This window comes from Arthrobacter sp. SlRoot2-15, from assembly GCF_059739345.1.
Window position 1 is genome coordinate 3,425,779 of record NZ_AP046058.1, and the last position, 20,570, is coordinate 3,446,348.

A 20,570-nucleotide genomic window follows, 5' to 3' on the forward strand; every position below is an offset into this window, starting at 1 on the left:
TTTATACCCCCGGGGGTATTTTGTGCAAACGTCCGGATGCTTTCAGGCCACCCGATCGTCCCGACTTGCAAAATACCCCCGGGGGTATCACGATTGAAGAGAAGCAAACCCGCCCGGGATACCCGGACGCCTGAAAGGAAAGCATGATGAAGAGCATTTCAGTGGATGACCTCGCGGCCCTGGGGCCGGGCGTGTCCATTATTGACGTCCGCGAGGCCGAGGAATATGCCGAAGCCAGCGTTCCCGGCACCAAAAACCTGCCGATGTCCCGGTTTTCGCAGTCGCTTGGGGATATTCCGATCGGCCGCACCGTGTACGTTATGTGCGCCTCCGGCGGCCGCAGTTCGCGGGCTACGGCGCACCTCGTGGAACAGGGATATGACGCGGTCAACGTCATGGGCGGCATCACCGAGTGGTACCGGAACGGCCATCCGGTGGCCTATAGCGGCGGGAACTGACCGTGAGCACCGTCGTTGGCGGGGCGGCCGCAGGGTTGGGCCCCGATGCCGGCCGGCGTCGGACCGTCAATAGGCTCAAGCGCGCCCAGGGGCAGCTGGCGGCGTTGATCGCCGCCGTCGAGTCCGGGGCCGACTGCGGGGGAGTGGTCACCCAGCTCTCTGCGGTCCGCGGGGCCCTCGATAAGGCGGGCTTCGAGTTGATCTCCTCCGCCATGCGCGATTGCATTGCGGACTCCCCGGCTGCGCCGCGTGCCGGGGATGACGTTTCTGCGGCGGGGCGCAAGCCGACCCTCGAGGAAATCCGCGGGCTTTTTCTTCGCCTGACCTGAGGCCCGTACGCTTCCCGGCAGGTTGAACGCTCAATACCCCCTGGGGTATATTATTGAGGGTTAGCTCAACCCGGTTCACCACGACCTTCTCCACCAACGCCCGAAAGGTGCACCCGCATGGATCTCACCGCCCAGCAGCTCAACGACCAGCTCAAGAACGGCAGCGACGCCCAGATCGTGGACGTCCGCGAGGACGCGGAAGTGGCGGGCGGCATGATTGCCGGCGCGCGCCACATTCCGCTGGGCGACCTTGCCGCAAAGATGGGCGAACTGGACAAGGCCCGTCCCGTCGTCGCCGTGTGCCGCAGCGGCCGCCGCAGTGCGGCAGCCGCCGACCAGCTGACCGCCGCCGGCTTCACCGCCTACACCATGACTGGCGGGATGCTCGACTGGGCTGCCGCGGGCCTCCCCGCCGGCTAAGACCCCCACGAACTGCCCGGGCGGCGCTTTCCCCCCCAGCGCGCCGCCCGGGCCCCACCTGTCCAGGCTCCGCCCCTGCGGGCTGCCGGACCGGTGGATGGCGGCTTCCCGACCGTGGGCTGCCGCCGGAACCACCCAAGCTAGACCGAAAGAGACTATGACTTCCTCAAACAAAACCACCACGACCGACACCGCACCCCAGACCATTGACGCGTCCACCCTGAAGGCCTGGGAGGACAACCACGATGACCTGATGGTGATCGACGTACGCAGCGGTGCCGAGTTTGATTCGATGCACATCAAGGGCTCCTACCATGTCCCGCTGCCGCTGCTGAGCGAGCACACCGAAGAGTTCGCCGCCAAGATGGGCACCCGCGTGGTCCTGGTCTGCCAGTCCGGCAACCGGGCCGAGCAGGCCCGCAAGCACCTGGACGCCGTGGGCCTGGGCAGCGCGAGCGTGCTCGCCGGCGGGGTCCCCGCCTACGCCACGGCCGGCGGCAACGTCGTCAAGGGTAAGAACACCTGGGCGCTGGAGCGCCAGGTGCGCATGACGGCGGGCTCGCTGGTCCTGGCCGGCATCGTCGGCAGCAAGTTCCTCTCGCCGAAGCTCGGCCTGCTGGCCGGCGGCATCGGCGCGGGCCTGACCTTCTCCGCGGCCACTAACAGCTGCGCCATGGGCCAGATGCTCTCCAAGATGCCGTGGAACCGTTCCGCGAACGAGCCCACCGCGCACCAGGCCCTGCAGAACCTGGGCGCCAAGGCATGATCCTCACCGCGGCGGCGTTCGGGCTGATCGTTGGCGGCCTGCTGGGCCTGGTCGGAGGCGGCGGGTCCATTCTTGCCGTCCCCGCCCTCGTCTACGGCGTGGGGCTCCCGCTGGCCGCGGCGATCCCGACGTCGCTGGTCGTCGTCGGTGCGTCCTCCGCCGTCGCGGTGCTGCCCCGCCTGCGGGGCGGGGTGAACTGGCGGCTGGCCCTCATTATCGGGGCGGCCGGCACCGCCACCGCGTACCTCGGCGCCTACGTGAACCGGCTGCTGGACCCGAAGGTGCTGCTGCTGGCGTTTGCCGCGATCATGGTCTTCGCCGGGATCCGGATGATGCTGCCGTCCAAGGCCTCCGGCGGGTCCTGTGCCTTGCCCGGCGGCGGTGTCCACTGGCGCAGCTGCCTGCCTAAGGCCATTGCCACCGGCGCCGTCGTGGGCTTCCTCACCGGGCTCCTGGGCGTCGGCGGCGGCTTCCTGATCGTCCCGGCCCTGACCCTGGTCCTGGGCCTGCCCATGGCGGTGACCGTCGGCACCTCGCTGGTCATCATCGTGATCAACTCGGTCGCCGGGTTCGCCGCCCACCTTGGTGACCTGCAGATCGACTGGGCCGTCACGGCGGCGTTCGCGGGCGCAGCCATGGTGGCGTCCCTGGTCGCCGGCCGGCTCGGAACCAACATCCCGGACAAGGTGCTCAAGCGCGCATTCGGCGTCCTGGTCCTGCTGGTCGCCGCCTACGTGAGCGTGCAGGCCCTGCTCTCCTAGCAGCACCCGTTGCCCACAGAAGGCGCCGGAGGATTGATTCCTCCGGCGCCCTTCTGCGTGCCCGCGCCGTTGGGAGTAGCGTGGGCCGGGCCGTCGTCGAGATACAGGGGTTCGGGGTCTCGGTGTGGCATGGTGGGCGCATGGCGACTGATACGCACAGCGGGTACGCCGGGTGACTCATGACGGCGAGGAAAGCATCCGAGGCGTCCGCGTCGTCCGCCCGGACCAATGGAGCGCCCTGCCGATCCAGCCGCCCGCCGGCTACTGGTGGCGCCTGACGCGGCGGCTCTCGGTTGTGGTCCTGTCGGCCCTTGGGGTAATGGCGTCGCTGGCGATCTATTCAGTGACGGGGGCGAGGCCCCCGGAATGGCTTATCTCCGTCGCCCTTGCGGCAATCGTGGCTCCGGCCGTGGCCGTGATCATCCTTTGCGTGATCGCGGCCCGGCCATACAAGGCAGAGCGCCGGCTCGGCTACACCACCTGGCCCTCGGTGCGTGAACTGGGCAAGGGTTTGAGATAGCGAGCTCCACCATGCCGCCTTCCGGATGAGGGATTGGCCTGGGAACAACAAAGACCTTCGGCACAACAACGACCATCAGCACGACAAAGACCATCGGCGGCACCCCCTGCTGGGAGTGCCGCCGATGGTCTTTGCGCGGTGGTGTCCGGGCGTCCGGGCCCGGTTAGGCGGCGTTGACGGCTGCCTTCGTCTGCTGCCAAGCGGCCCAGGCGGCGTAGCTGCCGTCGAGTTCGACGACGTCGTAGCCGGCGCGGCGCAGGGCGCTGGCCGCGACGGAGTTCCGGACACCGCTCTGGCAGTAGGACACGATGGTGCCCTCGGCCGGGAGCTCATCCAGGTGCCACATCACGCGGCCGCCGCTGAGCTGGTACGAGCCCGGGATGTGGCCAGCGGTGTGCTCGGTGCGGTTCCGGACGTCCAGGACCATGGCAGCGTCGAAGCCGTCGAGTTCCTCCGGCTGGATCAGCTTCGGGGTGCTGGCAGGCAGGCCCTCGAGGCTGGTGAGGTAGCCGGCGACGTTGTCGATGCCGACGCGGACGAGGTGGTCCCACATCTCCTGCGCGTCAGCCTGGCTGGACGCGAGCAGGACCAGCGGGTTCTTGTCGGTTTCGGGGTTCACGACCCAGGCGCCGAAGCTGGCGGTGGACTTGCCGGCCGGGATGTTCAGCGACCGGGCAACGGTGCCCTCGTGGACCTGGCCGTTGGGGCGGGTGTCCACGAAGGTCAGGGTGTCGTCGGCCAGGCCGGCGGCAACGTCGGCGGTGGCGAGTTCGGCCAGCGGGGTCCGCTCGCCCATCACGGCCGGGCCTTCGCGGTTTTCACGCTTCATCCGGGCGAAGTAAGCGTGCGCGTCGGGCTGGCCGTCGAGGAGCTCGTCGATGAAGCCCTGCTCGTCGTTGGCGGCGAGGTAAGGGCCCCACCAGGCGTAGAGCCGTTCGTAGCCGACGGTGGAGGAGGGGATGGCGCCCAGGGCCTTGCCGCAGGCACTGCCGGCGCCGTGGCCGGGGTGGACCTGGACGTGGTCCGGCAGGGTCAGGAACTTGTCCCGGAGGCTGGCGAAGAGCTGCTTCGCGCCCTCGAAGCGCGTATCGACGCCGCCGGCGGCCTCGTCGAGCAGGTCCGGCCGGCCCAGGTCACCGGAGAACACGAAGTCGCCGGAGAGCAGGTAACCGGGGGCGTTCGCGAACGCGCCGTCGGTGATCAGGAAGGACAGGTGCTCGGGCGTGTGGCCGGGGGTATGCAATGCCTTGACCGTGATGTTGCCGAGGGTGATCTCTTCATTGTCGTGCAGGCGTTCGGCGTCGAAGCCGTACTGCCAGTCGGCTCCGCCCTCGCCGGAGACGTAGGCGGTGGCGCCGGTTGCGGCGGCCAGTTCCCGGGTGCCGGAGAGGAAGTCGGCGTGGATGTGGGTCTCGGTGACGGCCACGATCTTCATGCCATTGGCGGCGGCGAGGTCCTCGTAGACGGCGATGTCGCGCCGGGGATCAACGACCAGCGCCTCTCCCTTGGCCTGGCAGCCGATGAAATAGCTGGCCTGGGCGAGGTCTTCGTCATAGATGCGCTCGATAAGCATTCAGGGTGCTCCTTCTTGATGTAGACGGGGAAGGGATTCCTTCCTCTTCTGACTTCAACAATAATACCCCCGGGGGTATCACGCAAGCTGCGTCCGGACGGCTTCGGCCGCCCGGGACGGTGCCTAGCCGCCAACCCTGGCCATCACCTTGTTGATGGTTGCCGCCAGGCCGTCCGCCGCCTGCTGGACGGCGCTGTCGGAGAGGGTCTTGGTTTCGGTTTCGACGCAGAGCCTGCCCTTACGGGCACCCACCAGGACATGCCGGACGCCGGTTCCGTCGGGAAGCATGTACACAACGGCGTAGCCGGTTTGCCCGCTGGTATCGACGATGGGGTGATTGAGCGGCGACCAGGTCCGGGACCCAGCCGAAGGCAGCTGCTCCTGAACCGTGGTGCAGCCGGCCAGATCGGCGGCCCGTCGGTCGAAAGCTGACCCGTCCGGTGACGGCGCGGGCAGGCCGATGAGCCGCAGGCTGATCTGGTCGGGTGCCTGGCCGGTGCCGGGGATCTCGGCCACCACGGTGGCTGCTCCGCCCAGCGAGGCGAGGTACGCCGCGTCGTCGTAGATGCAGTGTGGGGCGGCCGGATCCGCGGGTGTTGCCGGTTCCGTGGGGGCGTAGCGGCCTTCCAGCACCTGGGCCGGGCTTCCGTTGGGCCCGGTAATGCCCTGCAGCAGCCGCGCCAGTTGCTCCGGGCTCTGAAGTTCGGGTGCCTGCCGGGACGGTGGTTGGGCTGGTGCGGGGTGCGCCGACGGCGGTTCCGACGGCGGTTTCGACGTCGGGCTGGGCGGCACACTGGCGGCCGGGGCGCCGCCGGCCAGTTCCCGGACCAGCTTCTGGGCCAGCCCGAGCAGCGGCGCCAGGGCGGACTGGAGTTCGTCGTCGGACGGATTGGCCGGCACCTGCCGACTGAGCCCGAGAGACACTGTTCCCTTGAGGACCTGCAGGGACACGGTGCCGGCAGCCGGGGCAGTATCTGCTGCTGCGGCCGGGCTCGAAACCAGGGCGTAGGCCCGTTCCCCCAGTTCAGGGACGGTCAGCAGCCGGACGGTGGTCGGCGGCGAGTCCGCGGAGGCCTGCCGGAAGCTCGCGCAGGTGGCGGCCTGCTCGTCGGCGTAGGCGAAGTCCGCGGCAACCACCGTGTCCCGGGGCGCGCTCCTGGCCAGCACAAAGGCCACGGCCTCGCGGGACCACGCTCCGGTGAGCGTCAGGACGCCGGCCGCGAAATTCATGTCCAGGTCTGCGCTGCTGGTCGGCGCGCTGTGCGGCTGGAAGACGCCGCATTCACCGGGCTCGACGGCGGGCCCCTGCGCGGGTGCAGGCCGTCCCTGAAGGCGCGTCCGCAGGTCCGCGCTCTTTGAGACCCTCCCGGCGCCCTGCTGGCTGCCGTTGATCGCCCGGTCCACCAGGGACATCAGTTCCTCGTCGGAGAGCACCGCATCACCCGCCGGAGACGCTGAGGCGCCGGCAGGGGAGGGGGACTCGGCGGCGGACGAGGCGGGGCGGCTGCTGGCAGAAGGAGGGGATGGTGATCCGGGTGTGCAGCCGCTCAATGCCAGCGCGGCCGCGGCGCAGGCCAGAAACCAGCGCTGTCGCCACGGGGGACCGCCGGGGATTCTGGTTCTTGTTGCAGCACCTGGGCGCACGACTGGACTCCCTGCCGTCGAAAGATGTGCTGCGCCCAGCTTCCGCCCCGCGCTCCGGCGGCACCAGAGGATTTATGCCCGGCGCCACAAAGGCACCGTCCTCAGCCGAAGATGGTGCCTTTGTGGTGTGACGATGCCTTAGGTATTGCGGTGACGGATACTGCGCCGCCCGCCTCTGTCCTACTGGTAGACGCGGACCCAGTCGACCTGCATCTGCGACGGGCTGGTGGCGGTGCCGTCGGGGAACCAGTCGAGCTGCATCGTCTGGTGCATGCCGACCGTGGGCTGGTGCGCCGGGTTGGTGTCGCTGAACGTTTTCACGCCGTCGATGTAGCCGGTGATCCCGGCCGGCGTCCACTCCACCGCGTAGTTGTGCCATTGCGTCGTGTCCACGGGCGTGGCCGCCGTCGTCTGGAAGTCTCCGCCGCTGCAGGCGTAGTGCAGGAAGAATTTCATGGCAGCGGTGTTCGAGGTGCCTTCCGCGAAATCCACCTCGGCACAGTTCGGCGAGGTGTTGTTGTTCGGCCACAGCAGCAGCACGGGGTGGTACTCGGGGTCGCGGGCGTTGGTCTTCATCCGGGTCTCCCAGCGGCCGTACTTCTGCTGGCCGAACTTTGCCGACATCCCGCCGGTGGTGCCGGCCGCGTCGCCGGTGACCGTGGCGACGCCGTTGGCCACTGACCACGCCTGCGGGCTGCGGACGCCCTTGCCGGCATGTCCGGCGCCGTTGAAGACGCCCCACTTGGTGGCGTCCGGGGCGCCGGCGTAGGAGAATTCGTCGCCGGCTAGAACGGGACCCCAGCCCAGGGCGGCCGCGGCCTGTGCTCCGTCGCCGGCGGGGGCTGCCGGGGCCGGTGCCACTGCGGGCGCTGCCGGCACCGCGGGTGCTTCGGCCGGCACGGCCGGGGGAGTGCTGGGGGCCGCCGGTGCGGCAGCCGGCGGAGTTGCCGGGGCCGCTGCGGTGGTTTCCGCGGGGGCCGGAGCGGCGGCGGAGGTGGCCGGCGCCGACGTCGGGGATGCTGCCCGGGCAGACGACGTCGGGCTGGCCGCCTTGGTGGGCGCGGCGGTACCGGCTGAGGACGCAGCGCTGCATCCGGTCAGCGACAAGGCACCGAGGGTAACGGTGATGGCAATCTTCTTGAACAAGTGACCCCTCCGGGCTATTGAATTGGCGCAAGCGTCAGGCGCGGTCGGGCCGCTGGCGAGCGTCTTGCAGCTTCTTTCAGCCCCGCCTGGCGGACAGGGCGAGCAGGCGCCGAATGGCGCGGCGGCGCCCTGCACAGCGGGCATCCGGGGCCCTGCGTTCGGGCCTGGCCCTCGGGCCAGCCGTCAACGTTACCCGATCGTAACCTTCGTTCGCAAAACGCCTGCCGGTCCTGGTGCTCTGGCCGGAGAAGAAGCTGGGGCCCTGCTGTATCCGGACGGCAGGTCCTCGACATCTCCGACGAACCCTACGACGGGAACCCGGCCCACTCCGCAGAGAGCATCGCACGCGGAAAGTTTGCCGCGCAGGGTTGACCCCGGCTGCAGGACCGGGCCGGCGGCTGCGACAGAATGGACCTATGAGCGAGGCGGGTGACTTCATTGATGCGGCGCTGCAGCGCGAAAGCACCTGGCAGCGGGCCGAGGAGGCACGGTCCCGTCTCGGTCCGGAACTCGGGTCCTACGGCGCCTCCGTCGGCGCCGTCCGGGGCGCGGTCCGGGATGCGCTCCGCCGCTACCGGCACCTCGGCCGTGACGGGATCACGGCGCTCAGCTCGGAGTTGTGGGCGGTACCGGTCTTCGAACGCCGCCTCGCCGCCGTCGTCCTGCTGCAGTCCCGTATCACCATGCTGGACAACTCGGACCTGACCCGGATCGAAGGCTTCCTGCGCGGTGCGCGCCTGCGTGAGCTGGCGGATCCGCTGGCGGTCGACGTCGTCGGGCCGCTGATTGCGGGTCTTGACGGGGTAAGCCGGAACCGGGCCGAGGCTGTGCTGGAACGGTGGCTGCAGGATCCGGACCCGTGGCTGCGCCGCGCGGCGCAGCTGGCACCAGCGGGCGAACTCCGCTCCGACGGTGGCAGGCGCCGCAAGGTTCCCTAGCGGGACGGCCTGCGCTCCACCACGGCGTAGGCCTTGCCATCGAGGAACTGCCAATCGGTCACGACCATAAAGCCGAGGGCATCTACACGGTCGTTCAGGACGTGGACGTCGAATCCGCCGTCGCGCGGTTCGGCGTCCCAGGTGGCAACGTGGATTTCCCCGCCCTCGAGAACCAGCAGCTCCGTGTTGACGTCGAAGTCCTCCTGCGGCTGGTCACTTAGCTGGCAGATGGCGACACAGTGCCGGTTCATAACAGGGCCTCCGCTCGGGGAACGCTGGATGAGCCCATCCTATGCGTGGCGGCGCCCGGCGCCCTAGGCCTAATTCCCCGCCAGGACACGCCCCCGTTACCTGAATGTGACATTACCGCCCAGTACCGTTACCGTGGATAGGTGCCTGTTTGTTTCCGATACGGGCGCTTCCGAGCCGATTGCCTAACTCTGCCGCGGCCCGGAATCCGAATGCAACCTTCTGGCAGAGACGGGGAAACCACTTATTACCTGCCGCTCCGGCGGGTCTTGGGGTGAAGCCGCGCAGCCCGCTCTGACGGGCCCGCGGCCGGGTGCCTCCCATCCGAATCCGACAGCTCACCTCGCAGGCATTGGGAGAGGCTACCAACATGACTTCACGCACTACTGCTGCGCGCCATCGTTCCGACGTCCCCGCAGGACGGACCTCAGCATTTTCGGTCAAGCCAGGCACAGTCGGCCGCCAGGCCGCAGTCATTATGGCGGCGTCCGGCCTCGTCCTGACGAGCGGCATGGCGGCCAATGCCGCGTCCGCACCGGCCGAGCGCGACTCCGCACCGGCATCATCCGTCGACGTCGCCAGCAAGGTTTCGGCGCCGGTCACCGCGGATTCCGCGGTGCAGATCAGCTTCGACCGTCCGGCCGTGGCCACCACGCCCGCGCCCGTCGTCGAGCAGCCCAAGCCCGTCGCCGCACCGGCGGTTGCCCAGGCTCCGGCCGCCCCCAAGATCACGGTCCAGGCCCAGGCTGCCGTTGCCCCGGCCCCGGCCCCGGCTGCCGGCGGAGTCAACGCCGCAATGCTGTCGGCCGCCTACAGCCAGATCGGCATCACCCAGGACTGCACCGCCATGGTCGAGAAGGCCCTCGGCGCTGCCGGCATCCCGGTCGGCGACCTGGGTCCGCAGCAGTTCATGAACTACGGCAAGGTTGTGGCCGACCCGCAGCCGGGCGACATGATCGTCCAGTCCGGCCACGTCGCCATCTACGCCGGCAACGGCCAGGCCATCAGCGGCGGCATGAACGGATCCAACCAGACGATCTCGCACCCGCTCTCCTGGCTGACCGCCACCGGCGGTGTGACGTTCGTCCGCGCCGGAGCGTAAGCACCGTGTAGGCATTGCACCAGCACTGCTCCCGAAGGCCGGTGGCCGGTTGTCGCTACGACAGCCGGCCACCGGCTTTCGCTGGTCCGCCGCAACTCAGCTGGTGTACCGCACCCGGACCACTCCGTTGCCGAACGTCCGAGTTTCGGCGAGCGTAAGTGCGGCCCTGCTGTCTGCGGGCTTGAACAGCGGCGTGCCCTGCCCCAGCAGCACCGGGTGGATGTAGATCCAGTACTCGTCAATCAGTCCGAGCCGTCGGAAGCTGTCCGCCAGCCGGGCCCCGCCCAGGGCCAGGTCGCCGCCGGGCTGTGCCTTGAGTGCCAGGATGTCCTCGACGACGACGTCGCGCGCCACCGTGGTGTTCCAATCGGCGCTCTCCAGGGTTTTGGAGTAGACGATCTTGGGCATCTCGCGCCAGATGCCCGCGAACTCGGCCTCGGGTGGCGTGCTGGCCGGGTTCTGGTCCGCCGTCGGCCAGTAGGCGGCCATCAGCTCATAGGTGATGCGGCCGTCCAGGAAGGCGCCCATGGTGCGGAGCTCCTCGTTGAAGTGGCTGTGGAGCTCGTCGTCCACCATGTGCCAGTCAAGCTCCCGGTGGGGGCCTTCCATGAACCCGTCCAGGGACACCTGCATTGCAAAGATGATCTTCCGCATGCGCCGAGCCTACGCGCGCACCGGACCCCGGGGAACAGTCCGGCGGAGAACGTTCCGGGGGGAAACGACGGCGGGAACCGCCGCCTCTGCCCGCGGAGACCGGCAACATGGTGCCGGTCCGAGTCCGGGTGGCGGGCTGAATCCCCTCACTCAGGTCGTTTCGGCAGCATCTTGCCGAAAGTCGTAAATTGCGGCACGATAGGGGGAGTTTCCCGCCCGAACCGGCAAAATGATGCCGGACAGTCGTGGCGGGTCCGTTGGGGAGGGAAAACAGTGGATGATGTGGCGGCGATCGCCGAGGGAATCCGCCGGAGCAGGAAGGACGCCGGACTGACACAGGAGGACCTGGCTCATCTGGCCGGCACCTCGGAGCGAACCGTTCGCGCCATCGAGACCGGGACCGGCAACCCCTCGCTGCAGGCCGTGGTGTCCGTGGCAAATGTCCTGGGCCTGAAGCTCGCGGTGGCCTGATGCCGGCCGAACTGCAGGATCTGCGCTTTGTCCGGGCCGCCGATGTCTACAAAAACGGGGTCCCGGCGGGGGAGCTGGCGCGCACCGGCGATGGCGGCGTGCGCTTCTCCTACCGCGCCGACTACCTCGCGGGCGGTTATCCCGCCGTCGCGGTCTCGCTGCCCCTGTCCGAGACGGCGGTGGAAGCCCCGGCCGGCGCCCTGCCGGCCTTCTTTGCCGGCCTGTTGCCCGAGGGGCACCGGCTCACGGTGCTGAAGAACGCTACCAAGACTAGCTTCGATGACGAGTTGACCCTGCTGCTCGCCGTCGGCTCCGACGTACCGGGCGACGTCCAAGTGGTGCCCGCCGGCGAGCCCCCGGCGGAGCCGGCGGCACTGGCCGACACCTCGCGGCCCGAGGAGCTGGACTTTTCTTTCCTCGCGAATACTGTGGACCTGCACGGCATCCCGGGCGTGCAGCGCAAGACCAGTGCCTCCATGCTGACGACGCCGCTGGCCCTACGCGGGCACCGCTACCTGCTGAAGCTGGATCCGCCGGAACATCCGCATCTGGTGGAAAACGAGGCAGCCCATCTGAATGCTGCGAAGGCGCTGAAGATCGCGGTCGCCAAGAGTTCCGTCATCGCGGACCGGAACGGGCTGCCCGGGCTCCTGGTGGAACGGTTCGACCGCTACCGGACGCCCGACGGCGCGTGGCACCGGCTTCCCCTGGAGGACGGCACCCAGGTGCTGGGCCTTCCGCCGGCCTCGAAATACGGGGTGAGCGCCGAACAGGTGGCTGCCGCGCTGGCCGGCATCTGCAAGGCGCCGCTGATTGCCAGCCGGAACCTGTACCTGCAGTTCCTCTTCGCCTGGCTGACCGGAAACGGCGATCTTCACGCGAAGAACCTGGCCGTCCTCGGCGGCGCCGCCGGCTTCATCATGGCCCCCGTGTATGACGTTCCGTGCACCCTGCTGTACGGCGACGAAACCCTCGCGCTGCCCGTGGCCGGAAAAACCAAGAACCTCAAGGCCAAGCACTGGGCGGAATTCGCGCACACCCTTGGGCTGCCGCCGCGGGCTGCTGCGGGCGCCAACCGTACGGCCCTTGCGGCGGCGGGGGCCATCCGTCTCGAGGAGCTGCCGTTCGCCGGCTCCCCGTTGCGTGGCGCCCAACGGGTGCTGCGCTTCAGGCGGCAGGAACTGGGGTCCTGAGCCAAGGTTTTCTCAAGGTCCGGCCCTTGCTACGGCGCCCTCCGGCAGGCAAAATTCAGGGACTTTGAAGCCCCGCGGTTCTTGAAAGTGCCTGTGCCTGGAGGAATTGCATGCCTTTATCAGCGCCCATGGACACCGGCCGGTGGACGAACCCGACCGGCCGGGGATGATGCCCCGTGGGTCTGGTGCGAAACGGCGGCTACAGCCGCCACGGGGTCCGGCACACGCGGCGGGGGCGGCCCAGCGCTGAGACCCTGACCGGAATCGGCGCCATTCTCTCCCTGGTGCTGGCCACCAGCGTCTACGCAGTCGGTCAGGCGGCGGTCCCGTCCAGCGAGTCATTCTCCGCCCCGCGCGCAGCGGGTGCGATGGCGGTCGCGCCCGCCGTGCCGGACCCGACGACGCTCGCCGTGCAGCAGGCAGCACCAACGGCCGACCCCGCGCCAACCGCCGCGGCCCAGCGGGACCCGGCTGGAACCGGTGGGTCGCCGTCGTCGACGGCCGCGGTGCCGCCAGGCCAAACCGAAAACCCGCCAAGCCAGAGCCCTCCGGAAGCTGGCGCGCCGGAAGACGGTGCGCCCGAGACCGGGGCACCGTTGGGGGCGGCCGCCGCCGCGGCGCCCGCGCCGTCCATCGGGCCCGACCTCGACGCGCAACTGAACCGCATCGTGCGGTCGTACCCCGGCTACCAGTTGGGGGTGGCATTGATCGACGTGGCGGATGGCGTTGTGCACGAGTACGGTGTGCGCAGCAAGTTCACGGCGGCCAGCACCGCCAAGGTCCTCGCAGCGGCGGCGTACTACCGGCTGGCCGAAACCGGGGAGCTGTCGCTGGACGCGCCGATGGGTGCGAGCACGGCAGGCCTGCAGATCCGCCAGATGATCCAGCAGAGCAACAACGAGTCCTGGGCCATGATCCTCGAAGCGCTCGGATCACGGCGCCTGACCGACTACGCGGCGTCGATCGGCATCGACTACGACCGCAGCTACAACAAGCTCACGGCTGCCGAGACGGCACGCACGCTCGCACTGCTCTACACCGGTCAGCTGCTGAGCGCGCCCGATACCGCCGAGCTGCTCTCGTACATGCAGGACACCAACCTGGAAACGCTGATCCCGGCGGCGCTGCCGCCCGACGTCGTCGTGTTCCACAAATACGGTCTGCTCTACGGCAACCTGCACGACGCCAGCCTTTTGGTCCGCGGCGGGAAGGCGTACGCGTTTGTGGTTTACACCCTGGGCCGGAGTCCCGCGGAAATCACGAGCCGTACCCGGGTCATCCACCTGCTGACCCGGACCGTCTCGGCCGCGCTCTTCCCCGGCTGAGCCACTGAAGCCGCAGGCCGGCTATTCGCCGGCTTTGGCGAACGTGGCGGCGCTGAGGAACTCCACCCCGACAAACGGGTCCCCGCCTTCCACCCAGGCGTCGTGGCCCGGCGGGATGGTGTAGGAATCGCCGGGGCCGACGTCGATCCGGCCGCCGTCGGTCGTCTCGACACTCAGCCGGCCGGAGACACAAAAACCGACGTGGCTGTTCTGGCAGGAGTCCGTGTGCACCACCGGCTTGATGCATTCGGACCAGCGCCACCCCGGCTCGAAGCTGAACCGGCCGATGGTGTAGTCGCCGACGGAGACAATATCGATCTCGCTCTTGTCTGGGCGGCGCTTCTCATCCGGGGAATTGTGGGACTTCACTTGCAGCTGGGTGACAACGTTTGCGGACATTGCACTCCCTCTCTTCGATCAGGGAAATGAACTGCTTACGGGGCCTAGAATCCTCGCTTGGCCGCCGGTTGTCGATATGAATCTCTTCGCAGCTGGAGTTAGAAGCTGGAGGAACTTCCGGAGCCGGAGAAGCTGCCCCCGCTGCCGCCATATCCCGTGGTGCTGCCGCCACGGGCGGTGCTGACACTGCTGACCCCGGTGCTGAGGCCAGTGTTGAACGTGGGGACCGAGAAGAAGTAGTAGGACGGGTACACTGTACCCAGGATGCTGGGCTCGTAGCGGGGCCGCTGTTTCCTGCCGGTCCCGGACTGGGCCTGCTCCATATCCTTGCGCATCAGCCTGGCCTCCCGCTCGTTGCGGGCATAGCCGGCGATCACGGTCTCCGCATGGGCCTTCAGCAGTTCCGAGAGCTCGGTCCGGGCGTCACGCAGCCGGTCCAGCGCCGTTTCCGGGCTGATGCCGCCGTCGGACAGCTCGGCCGTCCAGCGTTCGATGTCGCTCTGGCTGCGGTCCCGGAACGAGCGCAGCGACGCGGCGGTCGCGGAGCCGCCCTCGCCGTGGCTCTTGGCCAGCAGGCCCTCGACGCCTGCCAGATCGCTGCGGAAGGGTGCGAGCTGGCGGTCCCAGGCCGTCGCCCAGATGGACCCGCGGTTCAGCAGGGCGTTGGTGTCGGAGATGACATCGTCGAGGGCATCGAGCTCGGCGGCCGCATCCGCGTATTGCCGGGCCAGCGCCAGGCTTGAGCGGCGGCCCAACTGGCGCTGCGTCAGCGCGTGCACCTGGTTGGAGAGGCCGGTGGCAGTGTTGTACCGGCCCAGGAAGGTGCGGTGCTTTTCCAGCACCGTGCTGCCGTAGCGGGAGGACTCCGGGATGGTGCCGGCGTTAAGTTCGGTGACTTGGAGGTCCATGCTCACGTTGGCGTAATTCGCGTCCCCGCGGGCGATCTCCTTGCGGCTGCCCACCCTCGTCCGCCAGCGCACCAGCAACCAGGTGCCCGCACCGGCCACCACGGCACCCGCCGCGCTCCAGGCCGCGACGAGGAAAGCGGTGGAGCGGTACCAGGGCTGGTTGATCAGTTCGGCGCCGCGCCGGATGCCGGCGATCGTGCCCTCCGTCCACTGGGCATCACGCAGCAGGTCCTTGGCGGCGTTCTGGATGTCATCGCGTTGCTCGAGGGAGACCTTCCGGTCCTCGCCCATGTAGGTTCCGACGTGCCGGCCCACCGGATCCAGCGCGAAGATGAAGAGGCCGTCCGCCCACTTCTGCCCGTCCTGGCTGATCCAGTCCGGGTGCTCAGCGCGGGCGTAGCGCAGCACCTCCTCGTTGAGGTTGTCCGCGGCGGTGCCCTTATACGTGTACACAGCCACCTTGGTGGGCTGGTAGAACTCGATTCTCCGCACCGCGGGCAGCAGGGTGTTGCTGTCCAGGACGCCCGCCCGGTCGGCCACGACGACGTCGGCCGGCGGCACCGCCAGCGCCGCCGGTGCGGCGCCGAGCAGCATGCCGGCCAGGCCGATGAGCAGCAACAGGGCGCCCGCCAGCTTCGGGCCGAAGATTTTCCGCATGATCCCCATCGTCTGAGCGTAGTGTTTACTGCCAGCGTCGTTGACGCGCGCCGGGGCTGAAAGGGCCTAAAGACACCATGACGGTGCTGTGGCGGGCATCCATACTGACGGCATGAGCCAACCACCGTACGATCCCGGACCGCCGGCAGCGCCACAGCACGACGAAACAAGGGTTCCGGAGCCGGCACCGGCCCCCGGACACCGCCGGCCGGACAGGGTCCTGCTGGGCATCGTAGCGGCGATCGCCGTCCTGGTGGCAGTAGCGCTGGCCGTGGTCTTCCTTCGCGGGGAACCGCAGCCACTGGACGAAGCGTCCCCGGCCGGCGTCGTGCAGCGCTACAGCAAGGCGGTCATCGACGCCGATCCCGCCGCGGCCGATGCCTACCTCACCGACAACGCCCGGTCCCGGTGCGCCAACTACTACGGCGGCGCGCAGGCCAGCCGGGTGGTTCTGGTGTCCACGACCGAGCGCAGCGAGACGGCAACGGTGAAGATCTCAATCGTGCATTCGTCCGCGGAGGGCCCGTTTGGCCCCTCCGAATTTGCCGAGGACGCCGTGGTTGTCCTCGTGAAGGTGGCGGGCAAATGGATGATCAATGAACTCCCTTACAGCCTCCAGACCTGCACCGGCCCAGGGGTGAAAAAGTGAGCGCCGCGCGGATCCACACCGGCCCTGCCGCCGGGTCTGCCCAGGCCAAGGTCCGCCGACTGGTGGTGTTCGTGCTGCTGTTCGCCCTGGTGGTGATCGCCGCCAACGGGCTCAGCGGCCTGCTGGAACGCCTGCTGCGCTCCGGGCAGGTGCTGGCCGGGGAAGGCGTGGCGGGGCTGGCGCTGTCTCTGGCGTTCACCCTGATCGGCGGCCCGCTCGCCGCGCTGCTGTGGTGGCTCATCTGGCGGCGGCTCGACGAGGCCGGGGAGCGGGAAGCGCCGTCGTGGGGCCTCTACGTGGCGGCGGTGTACACAGTGTCCCTGGTCATCTTCGTGACGTCCCTGCTGGCGATGGCGGCCTCGCTCATCGGCGACGAAAATCCGGACTGGCGGGCGCCGCTGTCCGTCGGGCTGGTCTGGGCCCTGGTGTGGCTGTGGCACCGCTGGATGTGGCGGCACCCCGTGCGGGGGCCGCTGGAACTCTCGAGCGTGCCGGCCGTGATCGGCACCTACTTCGGGCTGGGGATCGGCGTCGGCGGCGCGGTGACGGCGCTGGCTGCCCTGCTGGATGTCGCAATCCGGGGGTCCCTGGAACTGACGGCAGCCGTGGATCCCTGGTGGCGCTCCGCCCTCCAGGGCCTGGTCTGGGCGGCCGGGGGAGCCCTGGTGTGGTGGTGGCACTGGGTCCGCGGCGGCGCGGGCCGGCTCCGCGGCGGGTTCGCCGACGTGGGGCTGATCGTGGTGGGCGTGCTGGCGGCCGGGCTTCTCGCCCTGGGTGGTGCGGGGACGGTCCTCTTTGTGCTGCTGCGGCTGGCTTTTGACCGGGAGGATCCCCTGCTGGAACTGCTGTCGCCGCTCGCCGCCGCCATAGCTGCGGCCGCCGTCGGCGCGCTGGTGTGGCGGTATTACCGCACCGCCGCGACCGGCCGCTCGGAGCGGACCCGGCAGGCCGGCGTGCTGGTGACCTCGGGCGTGGCGCTGGCGGCGGCCGCGACCGGCGTCGGCGTGATCGTGAATGCGGCGCTGTCCATCGCGGTTTCGCCACTCGCCGGCGGCAATGCCCGCACGCTGCTGCTGGGCGGCATCAGCTCGCTCGTGGTGGGCGGCGCGGTGTGGTGGCTGGCGTGGCGGCCGGCACGGCAGCACCGGCAGGATACCGCGGTTCCGACGGGACGGCGTGTCTACCTTGTCGCCGTGTTCGGCCTCAGCGCCGTGGTGGCCCTGGTCGCCTTGCTGGTGATCGGGTACCGGCTCTTCGAGTTCTTCCTGGCCGATGTAACGGGCGGCAGCCTGGTGGACCGGATCCGTGCGCCGCTGGGGCTGCTGGTGGCCACCGCCCTGGCCGCCGGGTACCACTTCGCCGTCTGGCGGCAGGACCGGTCCCGTCAGGCGGCGGCGGGGACCGGCCGCAAGCGCACGATCGGGCACGTGATCCTGGTGGCCGGTCCCGACCCGGAGCCGCTGCGCCGGGCAGTCGAAGAGCTGACCGGGGCCGGCGTCACGCTATGGAGCCGGGCCGACGTCGGCGTGCCCGTACTGACCGCGGCCGCTTCCGCAACGGGAGAGGGGGTGCCTGGTACCGGCGGCGGTGCGCCGCGGGTGCCCTCGGGCGCCGGCCTGGCCGAGGCACTGGCCGGGGTGAGCGCCAAACGGGTGCTTGTTATCGCGGGAGCCGACGGCAGCGTGGACGTCATTCCGCTGCGCGGCTGAGGGGCCGGTTCCGGCGCCGGGGCTAGGGCGACGGGAGGCCGAATTCCTTGCGATAGGAGCGCACGGCATTGTGCACCGTCGGGAAGAAATGGTCGGGTCCGAACCGGCTGCTCACGCCGAATCGGATCAGCCGGTCCTTGATCGGACCCTTCATCTCCGCAAACACCAGGCTGATGCCTTTCCTGGCGAGTTCGTCGTCGAGTTCCACCAGATCGTCCAGGGCGGTGGTGTCAAGATCCGTGATGGCCTCCGAGGCGACCACCACCCACCGCACCGGCGCGGGGGCGTGCGCCACGAGCGTCCGGATGTGCTCGGCAAACACGGCGCCGTTCGCGAAAAACAGCGGGGCATCGAAGCGTGCGATCACCAGTCCGGGCACCCGGTGTCCCTCCGGGTGCCTGTTGAGGTCATGGTAGCCGGGCATGTCCTCGACACTGGCCAGTTCCGTCCGGTAGGGATCCCAGGCGCGCAGCACAAAGGCAATCAGGGACAGGCCAATCGCGACCACCACCCCTTCCAAAACGCCCACAAAGGCGACGCCGAGGAACGTCGCCAGCAGCAGCGCCGCTTCGGTCCGGCTCATCCTGACCAGCCGAGCCAATGTCTTCAGGTCGATTACCGAGACTGCCGCGACGATCACGACGCCGGCCAGGGTGCTGGAGGGCAGGAATGAGGTGGCCCCGGGGGCCGCCACCATAAACAGGACCACCAGGGCTGCCGCGATCACGCCGCTCAGCGGAGTCCGGGCGCCCGCCTCGAGCGCGATCGGGGTGCGCGAGGCGCTCCCGGAGACCGGAAACCCGCCGAAGAGTCCACACGCGGCGTTCGCCAGGCCGAGGGCGCCCATTTCCTGGTTCCCGTTCACGTGGGCGCCACGGCGGCGTGCGAGGCTCTTGGACAGCACGGAGGTATCCGCGAACGCGATCAGCGCGATGCCTGCCGCAGGGCCGAGCAGGGCCAGGACCTCCGCCGGGCGGACACTCCCAAGATCGGTCGCGGGCGGGCCCGCCGGAAGTTCACCCACCACCGGCACGGCGGACTCCAGGCCCGCCGCCGCTGCGACCGCCATGGACGCCAGTACCGCCAGCAGTACCCCGGGAACCTTCCAGGGCAGCGCCCGGCAGCCGAGGATGATCGCGATGGTGCCGGCCCCGAACAGCAGAGCCAGGGGTTGGACCGTGCCCTGCGCCAGTTGGCGGGCTGTCCCGGCGAGGCTGTCGGCGAGGGAGCCGCCGGTGGCCGGGACGCCGAACAGCTTGGGCAGTTGGCTGGCGATCACGACGAGGGCAATTCCATTGAGGTAGCCCACGCGGATGGGCTTGGACAGCAGGCCCGTGACAAACCCGAGATTGAGGAACCTGCCCACGACCAACATCAGCCCGATCAGCAGGGACAGCACCCCCGCCAAGGCCACGGCATGGCCGGAGTTCCCGGCCGCCAGCGGCAGGATCGCGGCGGCGATCATTGGGACCAGCGAGGAGTCCGGCCCCACGACCAGTACCCTTGAGGGGCCGAAGACGGCGTACGCCAACAGGGGAATCACCGAGGCGTAGAGGCCCGTGACAGCGGGCAGCCCGGCTGCTTGGGCGTACGCCATGCCGGCCGGGATCAGGGCTGCGCTCAGGGCGGCTCCAGCGGCCAGGTCGGATTTGAGCCAGGACCGTTCGTAGTCGAGGACAGTTTTGAGGCCGGGCGGGGCACTGCCTAGCCAACGGCGGCGGCGCACGGCGGGCCCGGCTTAGTTCCGGGCGGCGGGCGGGCGGACGAGACTCATGATCGATTCTACGTCCGCCCGCCCCCTGCAACTCCGGGAATTACCCCGACGCTGCGCCTACAGGCAGCTGGGCTGGAAGGCAGGGTCTGACGGCTGGCCGGCCGGACGACCCAGCGCGTTGGAGACCAACTGCTGGACTACCGGGTCATTAGGCGTCTGGTCGTGTTCGATCACATCCGCAGGGCACTTGTCCTGGATGGTGATGTTGGTGACCTTCTCCGCCGGACCGGCCAGGAACTGGCTCTGGTACGGCGTGACCACCTCGTCGTGGGTCGTCGAGATGACGGTGTAGGCTGGCCCGCGCACGGTGTCCCCGATGGAGTTCAGCTTGGTCAGGAACGGCGAACCCGCCTGCTGGTCTGCACAGGCCTGGCAGTTGGAGCCGCCCAAAGACGTGGCCGGCGGCACGGAGCCCGGCGCCGGGGTTATCAGCCCCTGGGTGCCGTGGTTGGACGGGGCGATGCCGACAAGCTGGTTGACCTTCTTCGCGCCGCCCAGGAAACCCATGTAGTAACGGGGCATCATGCCGCCCTGGCTGTGTCCCACGAGGTCGACCGTCTTTGCCCCGGTCGAGGCCAATACGGCGTCCACAAACGGGGCCAGCTGCGCGGCCGAGTCCGCGATTGGGCCGGTGGCGTCAATGCCGTTGGTGGTCCCGTAGTTCAGGGCGTAGACGCAGTAGCCCTCGCTCTTGAGGGCCGGCGCCATCGTGGCCCAGTTCTTGGCCATGCTCTCGAACGTTCCAGGGACAAGGATTACCGGGTTGGGGTGCGCCGCGGAGGGCTTGCACGACCAGTCGTTTGCGCCGGGAGGGGAAACATCCACGGTACTGGCGGTGGCTGCCGGTGCTGCCGCCAGGGATCCGCACAGGAGCGCAATCGCCCCCAGCGCCGCGGACTTGGCCAGCGTGCGCTTGGGGCGGGAA

At 69.2% G+C, this 20,570-nt stretch carries 22 protein-coding genes and 1 riboswitch; of the genes, 13 read left to right on the top strand and 9 right to left on the bottom strand.

Annotated elements, in window-relative coordinates; genetic code table 11:
- Positions 1-146 precede the first annotated feature (146 nt).
- From AC6I9V_RS15925 to AC6I9V_RS15950, 6 genes are all read left to right on the top strand, one after another.
- On the top strand, positions 147-458 hold the full coding sequence (locus AC6I9V_RS15925) for a rhodanese-like domain-containing protein (protein ID WP_497900095.1): 312 nt from the start codon (positions 147-149) through the stop codon (positions 456-458).
- 2 nt (positions 459-460) lie between these two features.
- The gene (locus AC6I9V_RS15930) at positions 461-787 is read left to right on the top strand and encodes a metal-sensitive transcriptional regulator (RefSeq protein ID WP_497900096.1); all 327 of its coding nucleotides are present in this window, start codon (positions 461-463) and stop codon (positions 785-787) included.
- A gap of 117 nt (positions 788-904) precedes the next feature.
- On the top strand, positions 905-1,207 hold the full coding sequence (locus AC6I9V_RS15935) for a rhodanese-like domain-containing protein (RefSeq protein WP_497900097.1): 303 nt from the start codon (positions 905-907) through the stop codon (positions 1,205-1,207).
- 157 nt (positions 1,208-1,364) lie between these two features.
- Positions 1,365-1,973, top strand: a complete 609-nt coding sequence (locus tag AC6I9V_RS15940) for a rhodanese-like domain-containing protein (protein ID WP_497900098.1) — start codon at positions 1,365-1,367, stop codon at positions 1,971-1,973.
- Positions 1,970-2,734 carry a sulfite exporter TauE/SafE family protein gene (locus AC6I9V_RS15945; protein ID WP_349411318.1) on the top strand — a complete coding sequence of 255 codons (765 nt, stop codon included), beginning with the start codon at positions 1,970-1,972 and terminating at the stop codon, positions 2,732-2,734. The genes AC6I9V_RS15940 and AC6I9V_RS15945 overlap by 4 nt, the downstream gene beginning before the upstream one ends.
- Before the next feature lie 172 nt (positions 2,735-2,906).
- Positions 2,907-3,254, top strand: a complete 348-nt coding sequence (locus AC6I9V_RS15950; RefSeq protein ID WP_497900099.1) for a hypothetical protein — start codon at positions 2,907-2,909, stop codon at positions 3,252-3,254.
- A gap of 163 nt (positions 3,255-3,417) precedes the next feature.
- On the opposite strand, the gene AC6I9V_RS15955 is transcribed toward AC6I9V_RS15950, so the two are convergent.
- The 3 genes from AC6I9V_RS15955 to AC6I9V_RS15965 all read right to left on the bottom strand — a co-directional run bounded on the left by AC6I9V_RS15955 (position 3,418) and on the right by AC6I9V_RS15965 (position 7,617).
- A complete protein-coding gene (locus AC6I9V_RS15955; RefSeq protein WP_497900100.1) occupies positions 3,418-4,827 on the bottom strand; it encodes an MBL fold metallo-hydrolase in 1,410 nt (469 codons plus the stop codon).
- Positions 4,828-4,950: 123 nt separating this feature from the next.
- Positions 4,951-6,261 carry a hypothetical protein gene (locus tag AC6I9V_RS15960; protein ID WP_497900101.1) on the bottom strand — a complete coding sequence of 437 codons (1,311 nt, stop codon included), beginning with the start codon at positions 6,259-6,261 and terminating at the stop codon, positions 4,951-4,953.
- A 390-nt stretch (positions 6,262-6,651) separates the two neighbouring features.
- Positions 6,652-7,617: a glycoside hydrolase family 16 protein gene (locus AC6I9V_RS15965; RefSeq protein ID WP_497900102.1), complete on the bottom strand. Its 966-nt coding sequence runs from the start codon at positions 7,615-7,617 to the stop codon at positions 6,652-6,654.
- Positions 7,618-8,033: 416 nt separating this feature from the next.
- Between AC6I9V_RS15965 and AC6I9V_RS15970 the strand changes: the two genes are divergently transcribed.
- Entirely contained in the window at positions 8,034-8,555 is a 522-nt protein-coding gene (locus tag AC6I9V_RS15970; protein ID WP_497900103.1) for a DNA alkylation repair protein, read from the top strand.
- Here AC6I9V_RS15970 and AC6I9V_RS15975 read toward each other — a convergent pair.
- Positions 8,552-8,806 carry a hypothetical protein gene (locus AC6I9V_RS15975; RefSeq protein WP_497900104.1) on the bottom strand — a complete coding sequence of 85 codons (255 nt, stop codon included), beginning with the start codon at positions 8,804-8,806 and terminating at the stop codon, positions 8,552-8,554. The two genes, AC6I9V_RS15970 and AC6I9V_RS15975, sit on opposite strands and share 4 nt — an antisense overlap.
- Positions 8,807-9,007: 201 nt before the next feature.
- Positions 9,008-9,170: riboswitch (cyclic di-AMP (ydaO/yuaA leader) on the top strand.
- A gap of 4 nt (positions 9,171-9,174) precedes the next feature.
- Between AC6I9V_RS15975 and AC6I9V_RS15980 the strand changes: the two genes are divergently transcribed.
- Positions 9,175-9,906: an NlpC/P60 family protein gene (locus AC6I9V_RS15980; RefSeq protein ID WP_497900105.1), complete on the top strand. Its 732-nt coding sequence runs from the start codon at positions 9,175-9,177 to the stop codon at positions 9,904-9,906.
- A gap of 96 nt (positions 9,907-10,002) precedes the next feature.
- Here AC6I9V_RS15980 and AC6I9V_RS15985 read toward each other — a convergent pair whose 3' ends face one another.
- Positions 10,003-10,560: a dihydrofolate reductase family protein gene (locus AC6I9V_RS15985; protein ID WP_497900106.1), complete on the bottom strand. Its 558-nt coding sequence runs from the start codon at positions 10,558-10,560 to the stop codon at positions 10,003-10,005.
- Positions 10,561-10,833: 273 nt separating this feature from the next.
- Here AC6I9V_RS15985 and AC6I9V_RS15990 point away from each other — a divergent pair, with 273 nt between their 5' ends.
- The 3 genes from AC6I9V_RS15990 (at position 10,834) to AC6I9V_RS16000 (ending at position 13,549) form a co-directional block, all read left to right on the top strand.
- The gene (locus tag AC6I9V_RS15990; protein WP_497900107.1) at positions 10,834-11,031 is read left to right on the top strand and encodes a helix-turn-helix domain-containing protein; all 198 of its coding nucleotides are present in this window, start codon (positions 10,834-10,836) and stop codon (positions 11,029-11,031) included.
- Positions 11,031-12,224: a type II toxin-antitoxin system HipA family toxin gene (locus tag AC6I9V_RS15995; protein WP_497900108.1), complete on the top strand. Its 1,194-nt coding sequence runs from the start codon at positions 11,031-11,033 to the stop codon at positions 12,222-12,224. Before AC6I9V_RS15990 ends, AC6I9V_RS15995 begins: the two co-directional genes overlap by 1 nt.
- 176 nt (positions 12,225-12,400) lie before the next feature.
- On the top strand, positions 12,401-13,549 hold the full coding sequence (locus AC6I9V_RS16000) for a serine hydrolase (RefSeq protein ID WP_497900109.1): 1,149 nt from the start codon (positions 12,401-12,403) through the stop codon (positions 13,547-13,549).
- Positions 13,550-13,570: 21 nt separating this feature from the next.
- Here AC6I9V_RS16000 and AC6I9V_RS16005 read toward each other — a convergent pair whose 3' ends face one another.
- Positions 13,571-13,948: a cupin domain-containing protein gene (locus AC6I9V_RS16005; RefSeq protein ID WP_349411306.1), complete on the bottom strand. Its 378-nt coding sequence runs from the start codon at positions 13,946-13,948 to the stop codon at positions 13,571-13,573.
- Between the two features lie 98 nt (positions 13,949-14,046).
- Positions 14,047-15,522: a DUF5129 domain-containing protein gene (locus tag AC6I9V_RS16010; protein WP_497900110.1), complete on the bottom strand. Its 1,476-nt coding sequence runs from the start codon at positions 15,520-15,522 to the stop codon at positions 14,047-14,049.
- Positions 15,523-15,625: 103 nt separating this feature from the next.
- On the opposite strand from AC6I9V_RS16010, the gene AC6I9V_RS16015 reads away from it, so the two are divergent.
- Positions 15,626-16,162: an LpqB family beta-propeller domain-containing protein gene (locus AC6I9V_RS16015; RefSeq protein ID WP_497900111.1), complete on the top strand. Its 537-nt coding sequence runs from the start codon at positions 15,626-15,628 to the stop codon at positions 16,160-16,162.
- A complete protein-coding gene (locus AC6I9V_RS16020; protein WP_497900112.1) occupies positions 16,159-17,871 on the top strand; it encodes a DUF5671 domain-containing protein in 1,713 nt (570 codons plus the stop codon). The genes AC6I9V_RS16015 and AC6I9V_RS16020 overlap by 4 nt, the downstream gene beginning before the upstream one ends.
- Before the next feature lie 22 nt (positions 17,872-17,893).
- Here AC6I9V_RS16020 and AC6I9V_RS16025 read toward each other — a convergent pair whose 3' ends face one another.
- Complete coding sequence (locus AC6I9V_RS16025; protein ID WP_497900113.1) at positions 17,894-19,597, bottom strand: SulP family inorganic anion transporter; 1,704 nt, start codon at positions 19,595-19,597, stop codon at positions 17,894-17,896.
- 105 nt (positions 19,598-19,702) lie between these two features.
- A complete protein-coding gene (locus AC6I9V_RS16030) occupies positions 19,703-20,551 on the bottom strand; it encodes an esterase/lipase family protein (RefSeq protein WP_497900334.1) in 849 nt (282 codons plus the stop codon).
- Between the last annotated feature and the right edge of the window lie 19 nt (positions 20,552-20,570).